Origin of the sequence: Paenibacillus terreus (genome assembly GCF_042138595.1) — a bacterium.
In the GTDB taxonomy this organism is placed as follows: Bacteria; Bacillota; Bacilli; order Paenibacillales; family Paenibacillaceae; genus Paenibacillus; species Paenibacillus terreus.
This window is the reverse complement of sequence record NZ_JBHIRX010000006.1, coordinates 88,134-104,047: the sequence shown is the minus strand read 5'-3', so window position 1 is coordinate 104,047 and position 15,914 is coordinate 88,134. Positions and strand designations below refer to the sequence as shown.

The 15,914-nt window shown below is 48.0% G+C and carries 14 protein-coding genes; 12 read left to right on the top strand and 2 right to left on the bottom strand.

What is annotated here, in order from left to right:
• The first annotated feature begins 19 nt into the window (after positions 1-19).
• Genes ACE5KN_RS13150 through ACE5KN_RS13135 form a run of 4 tightly spaced genes read left to right on the top strand, consistent with a single transcriptional unit; the run spans position 20 to position 3,166 of the window.
• Positions 20-1,153, top strand: a complete 1,134-nt coding sequence (locus ACE5KN_RS13150; RefSeq protein WP_375524919.1) for an ABC transporter substrate-binding protein — start codon at positions 20-22, stop codon at positions 1,151-1,153.
• Between the two features lie 27 nt (positions 1,154-1,180).
• Positions 1,181-1,960 carry an ABC transporter ATP-binding protein gene (locus ACE5KN_RS13145; RefSeq protein ID WP_375524920.1) on the top strand — a complete coding sequence of 260 codons (780 nt, stop codon included), beginning with the start codon at positions 1,181-1,183 and terminating at the stop codon, positions 1,958-1,960.
• Positions 1,961-2,003: 43 nt separating this feature from the next.
• Entirely contained in the window at positions 2,004-2,696 is a 693-nt protein-coding gene (locus ACE5KN_RS13140) for an SDR family oxidoreductase (RefSeq protein WP_375524921.1), read from the top strand.
• A 14-nt stretch (positions 2,697-2,710) separates the two neighbouring features.
• Positions 2,711-3,166, top strand: coding sequence for a MarR family winged helix-turn-helix transcriptional regulator (locus ACE5KN_RS13135; protein ID WP_375524922.1), 456 nt, complete (start codon positions 2,711-2,713; stop codon positions 3,164-3,166).
• A 129-nt stretch (positions 3,167-3,295) separates the two neighbouring features.
• Here ACE5KN_RS13135 and ACE5KN_RS13130 read toward each other — a convergent pair whose 3' ends face one another.
• The gene (locus ACE5KN_RS13130) at positions 3,296-4,015 is read right to left on the bottom strand and encodes a hypothetical protein (RefSeq protein ID WP_375524923.1); all 720 of its coding nucleotides are present in this window, start codon (positions 4,013-4,015) and stop codon (positions 3,296-3,298) included.
• A gap of 355 nt (positions 4,016-4,370) precedes the next feature.
• Between ACE5KN_RS13130 and ACE5KN_RS13125 the strand changes: the two genes are divergently transcribed.
• The 3 genes from ACE5KN_RS13125 to ACE5KN_RS13115 all read left to right on the top strand — a co-directional run bounded on the left by ACE5KN_RS13125 (position 4,371) and on the right by ACE5KN_RS13115 (position 8,731).
• Positions 4,371-5,270, top strand: a complete 900-nt coding sequence (locus ACE5KN_RS13125) for a manganese catalase family protein (RefSeq protein ID WP_375524924.1) — start codon at positions 4,371-4,373, stop codon at positions 5,268-5,270.
• A 275-nt stretch (positions 5,271-5,545) separates the two neighbouring features.
• Positions 5,546-6,475: a dockerin gene (locus ACE5KN_RS13120; RefSeq protein WP_375524925.1), complete on the top strand. Its 930-nt coding sequence runs from the start codon at positions 5,546-5,548 to the stop codon at positions 6,473-6,475.
• 255 nt (positions 6,476-6,730) lie between these two features.
• Entirely contained in the window at positions 6,731-8,731 is a 2,001-nt protein-coding gene (locus ACE5KN_RS13115; protein ID WP_375533086.1) for a hypothetical protein, read from the top strand.
• An 81-nt stretch (positions 8,732-8,812) separates the two neighbouring features.
• On the opposite strand, the gene ACE5KN_RS13110 is transcribed toward ACE5KN_RS13115, so the two are convergent.
• The gene (locus ACE5KN_RS13110) at positions 8,813-9,865 is read right to left on the bottom strand and encodes a 2,3-butanediol dehydrogenase (protein WP_375524927.1); all 1,053 of its coding nucleotides are present in this window, start codon (positions 9,863-9,865) and stop codon (positions 8,813-8,815) included.
• 294 nt (positions 9,866-10,159) lie between these two features.
• Between ACE5KN_RS13110 and ACE5KN_RS13105 the strand changes: the two genes are divergently transcribed.
• The 5 genes from ACE5KN_RS13105 (at position 10,160) to ACE5KN_RS13085 (ending at position 15,886) form a co-directional block, all read left to right on the top strand.
• Positions 10,160-11,191 carry a LacI family DNA-binding transcriptional regulator gene (locus tag ACE5KN_RS13105; protein WP_375524928.1) on the top strand — a complete coding sequence of 344 codons (1,032 nt, stop codon included), beginning with the start codon at positions 10,160-10,162 and terminating at the stop codon, positions 11,189-11,191.
• Between the two features lie 231 nt (positions 11,192-11,422).
• Positions 11,423-13,672 (top strand): hypothetical protein, encoded by a 2,250-nt coding sequence (locus ACE5KN_RS13100; RefSeq protein ID WP_375524929.1) that lies wholly within the window; start codon positions 11,423-11,425, stop codon positions 13,670-13,672.
• Between the two features lie 30 nt (positions 13,673-13,702).
• Positions 13,703-14,185, top strand: a complete 483-nt coding sequence (locus ACE5KN_RS13095; RefSeq protein WP_375524930.1) for a hypothetical protein — start codon at positions 13,703-13,705, stop codon at positions 14,183-14,185.
• Positions 14,186-14,230: 45 nt separating this feature from the next.
• Positions 14,231-14,794, top strand: a complete 564-nt coding sequence (locus tag ACE5KN_RS13090) for a DUF1697 domain-containing protein (protein ID WP_375524931.1) — start codon at positions 14,231-14,233, stop codon at positions 14,792-14,794.
• A 27-nt stretch (positions 14,795-14,821) separates the two neighbouring features.
• Positions 14,822-15,886, top strand: a complete 1,065-nt coding sequence (locus ACE5KN_RS13085; protein ID WP_375524932.1) for an ankyrin repeat domain-containing protein — start codon at positions 14,822-14,824, stop codon at positions 15,884-15,886.
• The last annotated feature ends 28 nt before the right edge of the window (positions 15,887-15,914 follow it).

Genomic DNA, 15,914 nt, shown 5'->3' with positions numbered 1-15,914 from the left:
AAGGGTGGGAAAGAAGAACATGTACTCAAAACAACGGTTTAACAAAACAATAGGTGCAGTCATCGCGTTATCGTTAGTTTTTACACTCGCGGCTTGCGGCTCTTCTTCCAAGGGTGATTCTGCTTCCTCAAGTTCATCTGAAGCGGGCGGTGGTACGGAAGCAGCAGCTTCAAGCGCGCTGGACAATACGACAGTGGATATTGCTGCCGGGAAGCCGCCTTGGAAAGGGCGCGACAATAAGGAAGTCACGATTACCGCCGGTTTCTCCAAGGGGATGACGGGGATCGCCAATCAGTTCGCCATCTCCAAAGGATGGTATGAAGAGGCCGGAATTCACTTGAACTTCGTTGATACGATCAACCCGGTAGCCGCTTTCGGAGCCGGAGAAGTCGACATCGCGGACGGAGATCCGGGTACCTACATTCCTGCTATTGTCAATGGCGTTAAAATCAAAGTTGTCAGCAACATGTGGAGAAGCCGCGGCGCCTACTGGATTATCGCCAAGCCTGAGATCAAATCGTTTGCGGACTTAAAGGGCAAGGTCGTTGGCTCCGCACAGCCCATCGGCGGTATGGCCCTTACGTTGATGGACGTGCTCTCGCAGAACGGCATTGACCCGAAAAAGGATGTTCAGCTCGTACCGAATGGCGTGTATCAATCCGCTTATGCCGCGTTTGAATCCGGTGAAGTGGATGCCACGATTATTCACCAGCCGTTTGCCACGATGGCGGAACAATCGGGCAAGGGAACTGTGCTCGCCAAGACTTGGGAGTTTATGCCTGAATATCAAACAGGGGTGCTGGTTGCCAGCGAGAAATTGATCAACGAACAGCCTGAAGTTGTGGAACGTGTACTGGAGGTGTATTTCTATGCCAACGAATATGCCAAAACACATATGGATGAATTCCTTCCCTGGGCGGCTAAATATTTGAACCTGGATGAGAAGACGGCCCGTACCGCGATTGAATCGGAAAGCGTGCTCTGGGAGAACGACCCGATCGTTGATACGAAACGCCTCCAGGTCACCGAGGATCTGTTGACTGAATATGGAATGCAGCGGGACAAAATTTCGGTGGACGGCACGGTTGACAACACCTTTGCGGAGCATGTGGCCAAGAGGCTGAAGCTGGGCAAATACAAATCGGACAAATAATAGGGGGAATGGAAAGGAGCTGATTTCATGCCTACGATCGAGCTTCGACACATCACCAAGGAGTACGAAAATATCGATGAAGAGCAAACCTATGCGCTGCAGGATATCAACCTGACGGTGCGGGATGGCGAATTTGTGTGTGTGCTCGGTCCAAGCGGCTGCGGGAAAAGCACACTGCTCGAAATTACCGCCGGTCTGCTCTCCCAAACCAGCGGAGAGGTGCTGCTGGACGAGGTTCCGCAATCCGGAACGAGCCGCGAGATCGGCGTTGTTTTTCAGGATTCGGCACTGTTCCCATGGCGAAGCATCCGCCGTAATATTGAATTCGGCTTGGAGATTGCCGGCGTCAGCCGTGATGATCGCCGCGACCGGGTGCAGAAAACGATAGAGCTAGTAGGACTTGCCGGGTTCGAGGACAAGTATCCCCATCAGCTTTCCGGAGGAATGCGGCAGCGGGCAGGTCTTGCCCGCACGCTCGTTGCCGATCCGCGCGTCATTCTCATGGATGAGCCCTTCAGCGCGGTGGACCATCTCACCCGGCTGACCCTGCAGGATGAAATGATACGCATTTGGCAGAAAGAAAAGAAGACGATTTTCTTTATTACGCATGATGTGTCGGAAGCCGTATATTTGGCAACAAGGATTGTGCTTCTTAGCCCGCGTCCCGGACGTATCCAGCAAATTTTTGAAGTTCCGTTCGAAAGGCCGCGAAACCGAAATGATATGGAGCTTCTGAAAATCGTGGAAAAAATCTATATGGAAATCAATAATCCGGTAATAAGCAAAGATACGGAATATTTTATTTAACCGGGTCTTCGGGCGGAATCCAAGTTGTAGTGGAGGAATTATCATGAGGGTTATTATCACGGGTGGCAGCCGGGGGATCGGATACGCGATTGCCCGGCAGCTGTCTCGCGCCGGCCATCAACTGCTGCTGGTTGGCCGAAGCGGAGAAGCGTTAGCCCAAGCCAAATCCAGTCTTGCGGAGCACACGCTCGTCTACCCTGCAGACCAAACGATCCATGAGGCGCCGGATAAGCTCATCCTTTATATGAAGGAACAGCAATTTCATCCGGACGTGCTCATCTTGAATGCTGCCGCTTTCTTTGACGACACCCGTTCAGTTACGAAGCCTGACGCCCATGAGCTGGAGCGCATCCTGCAGGCCAATGTCATATCCAACTACAATTGGGTGCAAAAATTGCTGCCGCTGATCCGGGAGGGTGAATACCCGCGGATATTTGTGATCGGGTCCACGGCGGCGCTGCGAGCGGATACCTCACTCTACGGCATTTCCAAAGCAGCACTCCGGAATTACACATTGGGCCTGCGGGAGGAATTGAAGCCGGCCGGGGTTGGAGTGACGCTTATTCATCCGGGGGGCACGTTTACGGAGAAGCGTGTGCCTGATGAACGGACGGACCCGGACCGCTTGCTGGAAGCCAGCGACATCGGCATATTGGTTGCAGCAATGCTTACCTTAAGCCCGCAGGCGGTTGTCGAGGAGCTTACGGTCCGTCCGATGCTGGGCGATACTTTTTAAGAGGGGCGTTTTTATTGGATCGGTTTCATATCCAAGTGGATCTGGCCTTGGGCCGGATGTTCGAAATCTATAATCTCCTCAATAAACGGCCAAAAGAATACGTGGCAGGCATGTTACTATATTATTCGGAAATCCATATGATTGAAGCCATCGGCCGCCATCCGGATTCCAATCTTACAGAGCTCTCCCATATATTAAATATTACGAAGGGGACGGCCTCAAAAACGATTACCAAGCTGGTGTCCAAAAACCTGATTTCCAAGTATCAATTGGAGGGCAATAAGAAGGAAGTCCATTTTCGGCTAACAGAGCTTGGACAGCTTGCGTTTGAAGGCCATTATCGGTATCACGAATCCCGCAGCGCGGATATCGACCGGGATTTCGACAGCTATTCTCCGCACGAGCAGAAGCTGATTTTGAACTTTATTGAACGGTATACAGAAGAGCTGAGCCGCTACCTGGATGAATAACAATGATCTCGCAGAAAAAACGAATGAACCACCTATCTCTAGTATTCCAGAACGGAATAAGATCACCGTATAGAGCAAAAAGACAGGTCTCTGCCAGGGGACCTGTCTTTTTTGAGTTCTGTATCTTTTCTATCTAAATGTAACCGAGTCGATAATCTTTTGTACTACAGCCTGACTTTCGTCATCGTAAGAGGTCGTGATGATATTAAAAGTATAATTATCCAAAAGGATGCTGTAGTAATATTGCGTAATGATTTCATTGCCGCCAAAATCAATAGACGCCTTCATCACGGCGAACGTCTTGCCGCCTACAGTTACAGGTTTAATAGGCTCAAACTCATAGGGGAGCTCTGATTTCATCAATATTTTTTTGGACGCCTCCAAATATTCGGCGCCTGAGTTGATGTTCTGCAGCTTGAGGATTTTTTCCGCTACCACCATAACTGACGTATTTGGAGTGCTTTCGCTCAAAGGGAGCTCGGACGCTCCGAACAGATTCAGCACTCTTTTTTGTGCCCATTCCAGGGACTTCTTCTCTAATGCACTATCCGTTTGAATTGTATCCGAGCCGACCTCCGCCACCTCATTGAGGGCTTCCGTGTCCAGCACATGCCATTCTTCAGGATAGCTTAAAGAAACGCCAAAATAGTTGTTGGTGTAGATTCCTTTTTCTGCTTTTCCAAGATCGATTGATCTTGGCTCTTCGCTTGCTTGTTGACTGCTTTCTGTCTTGGAAGGAACGGTGTTAACAGGTTCGGAGCTGCCGTTATTCCGGTCATCGCTGCATGCTGCCAGCAATCCTGCGAAGATCGTGAGTACGCCAAAAGTCAACCATATTTTTCTAAGCATATTTCCCCCTGTATAAATCTTCTTTATAATGACCTGTATAGAGTAACACATTCGGCAAAAAATTCCTCTCTGAGCAGATTCCTATTTTTTTATGTGACTAAAGGCATCCATTTGCAGAAAAGTGCAGCCGTGTTTTCTGAAGCCATCTCCGGTCGACAGGCTGTGTGCCACTTGTGTTTTTCTTCCAGCTTGGAAACTGACCATAAATTATGAAAATTCTATGAATTCAGTTTATATACACCTAACGATGTTTATTGAAAGGGTATGGGATATTTTGGATGTTCCCAATGAGCTCTGCCGGATGTTTCTTTCAGCTCCAGTTTTCCTTGATTAAATCTGAATTGGAGGTAACGAAATGTTTAAACGCCTGGACGAGATTTTGATTGAGATTCCCAAAGTGGACCGCCCTGAGCCGAACGCAGCCGCTGCCGTGCAGGAGCTGCTTGGCGGAAAATTCGGAGAAATGTCGACCTTGAATAATTACCTGTATCAATCCTTTAATTTCCGCAGCAAAAGCAAGCTTCGTCCGTTTTACGATCTGGTCACAAGTATCACGGCCGAAGAGCTCGGTCATGTGGAGCTTGTGTCCCATGCCATCAATCATTGTCTGCAGGGTTCCACTGCACCGGGCAAGCCGGATGAGACACCCCTGCAGTCCGTCAGAGACGTCCGCCTTTCTCTGCCGTTCCTTGCCGGAGGACAAGGTGCAATGCCGCTGGATTCCATGGGCAGACCGTGGACAGGCGACAACGTGTTCAACAGCGGCAATCTGATCGAGGACTTGCTGCATAATTTCTTCCTTGAGGTCGGGGCAAGAACTCACAAAATGAAGGTGTACGAAATGACCGATCATCCGTCCGCCCGAGAGGTTGTGGGTTTCCTGCTCGTACGGGGAGGCGTTCATGTGGTGGCATACGCCAAAGCGCTGGAAGTGGCGACAGGTGTGGACGTGACCAAGCTGATTCCTATTCCTTCACTGGATAACAGGAAATTCAGCGAAGCAAGAAAATATGAGGAGAAGGGTGTTCATACCAAGCTCTACACTTATAGTGACAGCGACTTCAAGACGATTGACCAAATCTGGAAAGGGACTCATCCAGAAGACGGGCAGCCGCTTGAAGTGATACATGGGGTTCCGAAAGGCGTGCCTGTACCGGAGTATCCGGAAGTGGAGGAAGAGTTTGCTCCAGGCATTTCAGAAGAGGATTTTGCTGAGATTGCACGCCGCTTGAAAAGTGCGGCAAACACCAGATAATTCGTGTGAATGGCAATCTGAGTGCAATAAATGAACTATAAAACGGCCGTTCAGGGAAGCTCCTTGGACGGCCTTTTTCTATCAGACTTTTATACTAATTTTTCTAGTAAAAGAAGTTTTATGTCAAATGTCACTACAATTTGTTGATTGTTAATGTTAGAATTTGATCATCCAATTTATTCTATTTAGTTGGAAATAACTCCTTTTAATAGATTGGAGGTGTACCGCCGGTCATTGTCTGCATGCATTCTCAATGACAAGAAGGAGGTAATTCCATGTTCAAGATGAGAGGGATCCGCACGTTATTTACTTCAATGATAGCTGCTATATTGCTTCTAACAACGACAGGGGCCTCATTATCCGCCAATGCCGGTGATCGTTCTGAAAATACTTCCCCTTCAGTTGCTGCCTTGACGCCTGCGGATATGCCGTCTGCTTACAGATCGTCTATTGAATGGGTTTGGAATAATAGAATGGTCAGGGAAGGTTCTACCGTCAGAAGGAATCTGATATTTGATCAGATTTTCGCGGGAAAAGGGACCATAAATTATGTGGTACGCTGGCAGTCTGACAAAGCGGTTACACTTCAGCAGCGTAGAGATATCGCGGCCATGCTTCAGCGCCAAATGGATAACTGGACCAAGCATCTTCAAGGTTATGACGGCTGGCCATACGGCCAAATTCAAGTCAAAGTTGTTGGCTGGGCGGTTACCAATGCGAATCAGATTCTGAATAAGCAGCCAAATGAAATCGTATATACGGATTATATCATCGACGATTTGAGCAAAACCGATCCGCGCATTCCCGCCAAGCTGCCGGTGGCGCCAAGCGCTTTGTCGAGATTTGACCATTTTAACGATCCGAACTATCAATATCCCGGCGGATTAGATAAACGATTTGACATGTACCTTTGGGGGACTACCAACTTTGGTGGAGGAGCCGGCGGAGACTGGGGGCAGCGGATGTCCGAGGATTATATCCTCAGCACTGTTAACTCCAGCACGAATGTGATTGTCAGCCACGAAATAGGGCATGGCTTCGGCTTGCCTGATTTTTATCAGCCTCAGGATCGCCCGCCGGGAGGTTTTCCTGTCCCCACCATTATGTGGGCAGGCAACTCCCAGGTGATCACGGATTGGGATATATGGATGCTGCGCTACACGTGGAGCCAGATCAAGAATGAACCATCCCGTTTCCGCCTGTAATCATACTGGGCATCCTGTTTATTCATAGATGAAAAATAGCCGGAATGGAGTGATCTCCTTCTCCGGCTTTTTTCGCGCGGATGCAGGGAATGAGAACCTTAAGATATCACCTTTTCGTCTGACTGTCGCAAAGGTATAATAAGTCTTATATTCTACTATCAATGACCTCAATCTGGCGTTTTTCGTCTGTTTTGAGGTTATTTATTTATAATCAAACTTTTTAATGGAGTGAAGCAGATGATAAGTAAAAAACTCTTGAAAACTTTTGGAATGTTGGCGGATGAGATCGAGGTAAAATTAAGTGAAGGCTTTAACCTGGCTATTTTGAAGCAGATGAATTCTCCATTTCCCTTAAGTGAATTATCACTCCTGTTAAAAGAGTCTACTGATCAGAAAAAAAGAGCTTTCGCATTAAATATGAATATCCGCATCAAAACCTTTTCTAATAAACCTTTTCCTGATTCTCAACTAATCACCTTATTAAGAACGAAGTATTCAAAAGAAAAAACAAAAATATTGTTTTACCAGCAAATCTTTAATCTTATATTCGATATCTATGGCGAACCTGAAGAAATTGCCGTGGATAAATTTTTGTCTGAAGAATGCAGGATCATCGAGAAATATGGACCGGCCCACTTTTATTGGGGATTGCGAATGTTTCCTATAAATGATAACAACATAGAGCAGCGCCTCATTGAATTTGGGAAGCAGATGACAACCTTTACTGATGTTTCAAAGGAAGTGGCAGTGACTGAAGATCTGACTTTTTCAAAAGATGAAACTAAAGAAGAAAAAGAGAACTCTCTCGTTGCAAAGGAGCGGGATCTAAGAGTAAAGGCAGAGCAAGAGGCAGAAAGCTTAAAGAAACAAATGAGGAGCTTGGAAAAAAGCCAGACTCGTTTACAACAAAAAAGCGAACTTTTAATATCTGAGAATGTCTCTTTGCAGGCAAAGTTGTCTGAAATGGAGGAAGTTACGCAATTTTATCGCAATAAAACCACTGACCTGGAAATCGAAAAGGATCATCTGAACGATCAAATATACAACCTTCAGGAAACACTTGAAAAGCAAATAGCAAATGAGCAGCTAAACATTCAAAATTATGAGGATAAAATAGAAAAGTTAATAGCTGGCGAACAACGGACAGTTCAAAGGTATGAAGCGGCTCTAAAGCAAATGAAGGAGGAAAAACCCTCTATCCATATATCTTTGAACGAAGCAGGAAAGATGCTGTTAGAGTATCTGAATCAAGGTATTGATCAAAATTTTGCTCAACTGAAAAGCGGTCTTGAAATCCGGACAGAGCGGGAAGAGCTAAGAAGAAAAATAAACGATCACTTTCAGCTCATGAATGCCCTGGAATTGCTTCTGGAAGAAGTAAAAATACCTGATCCAAAGGGAAGTATTCAAAACGATGAAACTACCCGTTCACAAATGGGTACCTTTTATAGATTGGATCATGGTGGTTATATTAAGCTGGAAAACGGCGCAGCTTTCAATATTCCTGAGTCATTGGTAAATTCCTTGGTTATAGAGCATGAAGCTGAAGTTGAATGTACACCAACACGTAAATCTGATGGTTCCACAAATTATATGATTCGGGTTCTTTTCCAAGGGGATGATGCCTATGCCCCAATGACCCAATATATGGGATATATTGAACTTGGTGAACACTTCAAATACTACTGTGTGGATCTGTCTGACCCAACTCATCGGTTCCCATTGTATGAAAAGGATATTGAAATTCAAAATCCTCAAGATGGTGATCCGTGTTTGTTTAATGTTGCTCACGGCGGAGAGCATGCCCGATTGTCCAAACTCTTCACCAGGTATGAAAAGGAATATTTCACCAAGGAGAAGCTAAAAAAAGAGCGGTCAATCCACGGAAGCACCGCTGCCGGGTCAAAAGAGAAATATAGGCAGACTGGTACCAAAGCCGAACCCTTCCTCGAAGGGTGTAAGATTGTCATCATCGGAGGATTAAAGAAATGGTTCGACTCCGTTGTCGAGGAAACGGGAGCTGAAATCCATCATGATAGTGGAGAAACGCCATCCAGAATACATCCGAAGCTGCGTCGAGCCGATGCGCTTTTTTATCTTCTTACTGCAAACTCCCATGAGGCAACAACGAGCTGCATTCCTATTGCGAAAGAACATCATATTCCTCATTTTAAGATTGAAGGTTCGAAGTCTAATCTTCGTAAGTTGCTTTGGGAAAATCGAGAGAGTATACGAAATAATAAAAAAAGACAGTAAACTATATATAATTGTTACATAAAAGAAAAAATAGCCGGTGTGGAATGATCCGCCTTGTCCGGCTATTTTCGTTTTTCAATATTATAGATTTGGAGAAACGAGGATTTTCACCTGATTTTTCTCTTTCAGCAGTGCTTCAAAGCCCTGCTCCACAATATCATTCAGACCGATACGTTTGGTAACCAGCTTCTCTGCGGAGAAGTAGCCTTGATTCATGAGGCTGATGACAGCAGGGAACACGTTGCGGTAACCGATGATGCCGGCGATGTTGCGCTCCTGCATGACAATCCGGTTCGGATGAATGGATGCTTCTTTCTCGAAAATGCTGACAATCATGATCTGGCCGCTCAGCTTGGTGGATTCAATGGCCTGAGTCAATACGACCGGCACGCCTGTTACCTCATAAGCGACGTCAGCGCCGCCGTCTGTCAGGCGGTGGATTTCCTGCACGACATCCACTTCCGCAGGGTTAAGGCCGATGGCTCCCAGCTCTTCCGCTTTATTTCTGCGTTCAGCGGACAGCTCCACCGCATAAATTTCCGATGCGCCGGATGCTTTAAGTGCTTCAATGACGAGCAGTCCGATCGGACCGGCTCCGAACACGACCGCACGGTCTCCGACCTTGAACTGGCTTTGGCGAACGGCGTACAGCGCAACTGCCGAAGGCTCCACGAGAGCGCCCTGCTCAAAGGATACACTGTCCGGAATTTTATGCACCATATGCTCATCTGCAGCGACATACTCCGAGAAACCGCCGCCGCCTCCGGCAAGTCCGAGGAAGCCCATTTTTTCGCACAGATTATATTTGCCCTGTCTGCAGGCCGTACATTTGCCGCAGGCAAAGATCGGTTCCACCACAACACGGTCGCCTGCCTTCAACTTGGTCACACCTTCGCCGACCTCAACAACCTGACCGGAAAATTCATGTCCCATGACAACAGGGGCTTTTTCATTGGTGAGCGGGTGGGGGCTGTTCTGCGAAATGAAAATCGGACCTGCCGCATACTCATGCAAGTCGCTGCCGCAAATGCCGCACCATTCAATTTTTATTTTAACCTTGCCCTTGAGGGCAGCCGGTTCTTCGATGTTGTCCACTCTTACGTCTTTTACACCATGCCATCTTAATGCTTTCAATGAAGTCATCTCCCAATTCTAACTAAAAATGAAAACTCCTCAAAATTCGAATGCTTAAAACATTAAAACTAAAAAAATAGGAAACGTTTCCGAAAAATATATTGTCACACTTTAGACATATTGTCAATCGAATTTGGTTGTGAAAATGTGATCATAGTCCTATTTCTAGGCTGAGGTTGTGCTGCAGATTGTCGGTTCTGCGATTTATGAGCTTGTTCATGTTATAATGTAAGCAAAGAATGAAAATTTTCAGCGTTCATCGGAAACGATTTCGATAAGAAAGGGCAATTTCGCATGGCGAATAAAAAAAAGGTCACGATTGAGGATGTAGCCAAGCAAGCGGGGGTCGGCATCGCTACCGTATCCCGGGCGCTTAATAATAGCGGGGGCATCAGCGCCAAGACAAAAGCGCGTATTCTGCAGGTGGTGGAAGAGATGGGTTTTGTTCCGAATACTTCGGCACAGAGTCTGAAAATCCGCCAGACCCGGCAGATTGCGCTGGCGGTTCCCGATATCCGCAATGCCATTATCCCGGATATTGCCTGGTCAGTTGAACAGGCGGCCAAACAGCACGGATACCGGGTTGTGCAGATTAACACGCTCGGCAATGCCCGTCTTGAGCTGGAGGTCCTGCGAGAGGTCAAGAAGATGCATGTGGATGGCCTGGTTCTTTTTCCGCTGGCTTACCCGAAAACGCTGGAGAGCATGATTAACCAGTGCGGGATTCCGGTGTCTGTAATCAATTATGGGAAAAGGCTCAGCCCGGACCTGAAGGCGGATGTCGTAGGCCTGGCCCGCCAGGAAGGCAAGCTGGTGATGGAGCATCTGCAGCAGATCGGGAGAACCCGGATCGCCTATGCGGGCGCTCCCAAGGACAAGATCGAGGAGCGGTATCTGGCTTATGAGCAGTCGCTAAGACAGGTGGACGCCTCGCTGGTCTACTTTGGCGAAGACTTTTCATTTGAAACGGGGCGGCAGGCGGCGGACTATTTCTACAGTCTGAAAAATATGCCGGACGCAATCTATGCAGTGAATGACATGGTGGCGATCGGGATTGTGAACCGCTTCAAGGAGCTGGGCGTACGGGTGCCTGAGGACGTAGCCGTTGTCGGGATCGACAACAATCTGTGGGCAACCGTGACCACCCCGCAGATCAGCTCGGTATCGATCATGGGCAATGAAGTTGGCCGTCTGGCTGCGGAGCTGCTGCTGAAGCGCATCCAGTCCCCCCAGCATACCGAATATGAGCGGGTGGAATTCGAGCCCCGGCTGATCGTAAGAGAGTCCAGCGTGTCCATGAAGCAGTATTCTCGTTCCGACTCCTGATGGTTATTAAAGAAAGACTATGCCGCGTGCGAGGTTTACCGGGGCATAGTCTTTTATCGTGTTTGGCGAGCTTCATTTGCATTCCTACGTCCCCTGCTGCTTCAGAAAATAGTTAATTTGTATCAATTAAGATATAAGCCAGCTATATTATAATCAAAGTATACTTCCAGAAAGAACCAAGGGATTTATACATATTGCATAGATTTATGATTATGAAAGGAGAGAGGCCGGGTGAAACGAAAAGGATTGCTTCTCATCAATCTGCCATTTTTAATCCCCGCCATCCTTCTGAGTATTTTCGTTTGGAGGGATTACACGGATCAGATCGCAAATGTACATAACAATACATTTATAACAGGTCTTTATTATATGGATGACGGCCGTAAAGTGGCTGCTCTAACGGATGAACAGCACGGAATGCGTTCCCGTGTTCAAATGTTTGATGCGCAAACCGGGCAATTGCTCAAGGAAGAAACGATCCTCTCCAACGTCCATGGGGTGCTTGCCATCTCCTATCAGCAGGATGGCTTGGTCATTACCACCTATGACGACAACTTGGGGCTGCAGTTGAATGTTCTTCATCCATCAGGTGAAATCGAGGAACTGGCCATGGGAACTCTGCAGGTCCCTTCTTATCTAACGTCCGGTGTGAATTCATGGCGGGGCAAATTAATTATAACCGGCGAAACGTCCGGCTCGGCGATGTATGTGGCTAAGGTGGAGGGCGGAAAGCTGCAGCAGGTGATGCTGAATCAGCAGGAACTTCTTCCCGCAAGGCCGGAACGCTTGGATACAGTAAGCGACAGTTTTGATAATGAGATGGCGGTCCCGGTTATTGAGGCGGATCTTATAGACGACAGAACCGCTTATCTAAGTGGTATTTGGGTTGATCGTCGTGCCCCGGAAATTCTGATAAAGAACGAAGAGGAGTCCAGCTTTGAAGCCCGGGACCGGGCTGGTCTGCAGTTTGCCCGTCATCTCGGGCTGGACAGCACAAAACTGATCAGAGTGGATGGACGTTACCCTGAGCAGGCACATTTTTATAACGCGTCCACCGAACAATGGGGTAAGGCAGTCCCGACGCCAAAGCCGGTATACCAGGCAAAAGTATATCTGCTTAATGACGACGAAGTGCTCATTGCCGGTTCCTCGGCGAAGGATGAACTCCAAGGCACCGTGCTTGGGTATTTGTTCAATGAGAAAACCGGACAATTTACGGATGTGACGAGCCTTCTCGGAAATTTGAGCTACGAAGAGCTGGATCACCCGGATCTGCAATTTTTCAAGGAATCGGAAAGCGAGACACTCTATTACGCCGGGGAAGAATCAACTGCCGGAATGATGAACTTACAGAATCATACAGCGCACGAGGTTACGGCTTCCCAGGTTTCCCTGTGGATGCATGCGGGTGAGGACCGGATTTCACCACAAAGCTTCTGGAAGTATGTCAAACAGGGAGGGCCGCTGATCATCAACTGGCTGGTATGGCTGTTCATTCCGCTGTTTAATTTGACTGCCTTGGCAGGTATTCCGCGTCTTCTGTTGAGAAAACAGACCCAAGCCGTCGCGAACGGTGTCATTCTGCATGGGACGATCATCCAGATGGAGGAGACCGGGCTGCTCGTCAACAATCAGCCACAGGTCCGGTTTGTCGTCCGCTTTGAGGATGAAGAACGGATGAAGGAGGTTGAGATCAAAAAGGTAATTTCCTATCTGGAGCGTTTGCATGTCGGTGACGCCGTCGTCATCAGCTATAATCGGAGAAAGAACAGTGCGGTTTTTGTGACGGGCGAGAACATGCCGCAGAAGCAGGCGCTTGATATCATACACCATGCAGTGCTGCAGCGGATGGACAGCTATGGCAGTGTGGGACGTGGACAAGCGCTTCTGCTCCATTTCAGGGCTAATGACCGTCACTACACAGTACCTGTCGTGCAGCCTGCCGGTTTTGAATACCGGGTCGGAGAACAGGCAAACCTTGCTCTGATTGGAGGAGCCCCAAGAATCCTCTCCTACGGGCAAAAGGTCCGTTTTGAGGAGGCAGAGCAGCTGTCCCTGGAGGGGGAAATTATCAGGATCGAAAAATATCCTGTAACCGTTCAAAACCGCCAACTCATGGTTATGGAGGTTATGATCACGGAGGGGCCGGAACGTATCCGCAAAATAAACAGTTTGTTTGTGCCACGTGAGCTTCCTGTCAAGGAGGGGGCGGTTATCCCCGTCTCAATGAAGAGAGATGACTATGCCAAGGAGCTCAGGCTGCTTAAAGGAAAGCAGGGGGCTGCCAAAGTCATAGCGGTGGAGTATACCGGTACGCTAGGTGAACGGCCGCTGGCTCATGTTACGGTGGAAAGAGGAGGGACCACTTATTCCGTTCATCAAACGATTGAGCCGGTATATGGGGTAATGGAAGGGGATGAGCTGTGGGTCGCCTATGATGACTCCTCGTGTGAAGCTCTTATTTTGAATTATTCATTTTAACTGTAGAGGATTATTTTTGGAGGAGTGCATATGAGCCATTATCCCGTTGATATTGAAACATTTCACACTACCCTTTTGCAGTTGAAGGGAATTACGGAAGTCCAGAGCGGAGTTGAAAATTTGGAGCCCATCAGCGCGGAGCTGTTGGGGAGTTCGGGGTTCGCCCATCTTCCCCATGCAGCCTTGCTCCGCACGAACGGGGGCTTGGAGAATGAAGTGTTAATCCAATTTGAGCTCTGCACGGACTATTCGCTGGAAAGCATGCATTCTCTGGAGTTTCTTGCCTGGTTCGTGCGGGATTCTGCGCGTGGCGGAACACGGATTCAGCTTCGCCCCTTTGCGCTTCCGCCCTCAACTCCTTTCGGCAGACAGATCGGAACAACACTGAAATTTCATATTGACCTTTTTGTGAATGGAATCGGGGAGAGCCTCGAACCGGCTTTTGAGGTGATACGCCGCCTTCAGCAATCGCTGCAGACCGCAATCAAGCTGTATGAAATCCCCCTGAAATAACCGGAGCAAATTTTTACATTACATCACAGAAAGGTCGGGAAGCTCTTGATCTACATCGCTTTGCTGAGAGGAATCAATGTGGGTGGCAACAACAAGGTGGATATGAAGCTGCTCAAGCAAACGTTTGAAAAAGCAGGCATGAAGCATGTGACCACTTATATCAATTCGGGAAACATCATTTTTTCCAACGAAAGCATGAGTCACCAGGAGTTGGCAGACAAACTGGAGCAGGGCATCTCCGCCGACTTTGGCCTCAATATCCGTGTCCTTATCCGTAATCTGCCGGAAATCAGGGAAGTTATGAAAGTCTTGCCTGAGCATTGGACGAATGATGCACAAATGAAAGGTGATGTTCTTTTCCTGTGGGATGAGATTAACGACAGGTCGGTTCTCGACCAGATTCCGATAAATCCGGAGATCGACACGGTGCTGTTTGCTTCCGGGGCCATTTTGTATTCCGTCAGTAAAGCGAATGCCTCAAGGAGTGGATTGATCAAACTGGTGGGCACCAAGCTATATAAGCATATGACGGTCCGCAACGTGAATACGACCCGGAAGATTCACCAGCTGATGGAGACAGCAGCGGAGCAGGAAATTGCGGCTGATTAATAATGAAGCATGATAGGAGAGTCTGTGGTGTACAAATTAAAGGACAAAGGAAACTTCGAGACCCTGCCGGAGGAAGCTTTGCATATCTATGAAGGAAATATGCCGGCACTGCAAAGGCTGATTGCTGAGGGGTGGGATATACAGGCCCCGCTTCAACTTGGAAAGTATACAAATCTATTACCGCTTGAAATCGCGCTGATTATGGACCGGCTCGACGCTGTAAAACTGCTCATAGAGCATGGAGCAGAATTGAATCAAGAGAAAAAGCCTGCTTTTCTTCTGGCTGTCCGGTATGGCAGTGAGGAAACGGTACGTTATGTACATCAGCAGGGGGCACGGATGGATCTGCTGAACTCAGTCCAATCCAGCGCCTATCAGGAGGCCTATTACGGAAACGTTAAAAACATTCCGGTCGTCCAAGAGCTCGGACTGGATATCCGCAAATATGGTGGTAAAACACTGCGTACCGCGGTTTCGGATCACAACCTGAAAATTGTGACATATATGCTGGAGCATGGGGTTGACATCAACTTCAACGAACCGGATATGGTCTACCCTTACCGGGCCACGCCGCTGACCGTGGCGGTCAGAAATAACGATATGCAGATGGCAAGGTTTCTGATTGAGCATGGGGCGGATGTCACATTGGCCGAGCAGAACGGCGAGCGGCCGTACATTATTGCGGCTGCCAATCAGAATCACAATCTGGCCGCATACCTGAAGTCGCTGGAGCCGCCTGAATTTCATGACCGGAGCAATAAGCTGTACGCACTGCAAAGCTATAAGCTTCCGCAAGAGCTGATCGATTTTCTAAGCGGTGACAATCTGCGTCTTATGCTCCCCCACAATGAGTTTAAGATCAAATACATTGATTTTTTGAGCCTGACGGATACCGTCGAAATGAAGGTTGACCGCAAAAAGCTGCTGCGTCTGTCGGCCGGAGTGGATCAATACAGCCATATTCTGATCGTGTGGCACCCGGGCTCCAAAAAAATAGGATACTACGATGAAGAACATCTGGAGTTTGCCCCTTTGGTGAAGTTTGCCGATTTTATGGCCGATCCGGTTGGCGTGTTGAGCGAACTTTTTTGAGACAGTTGCAGGCAACTGCGTACGTAAA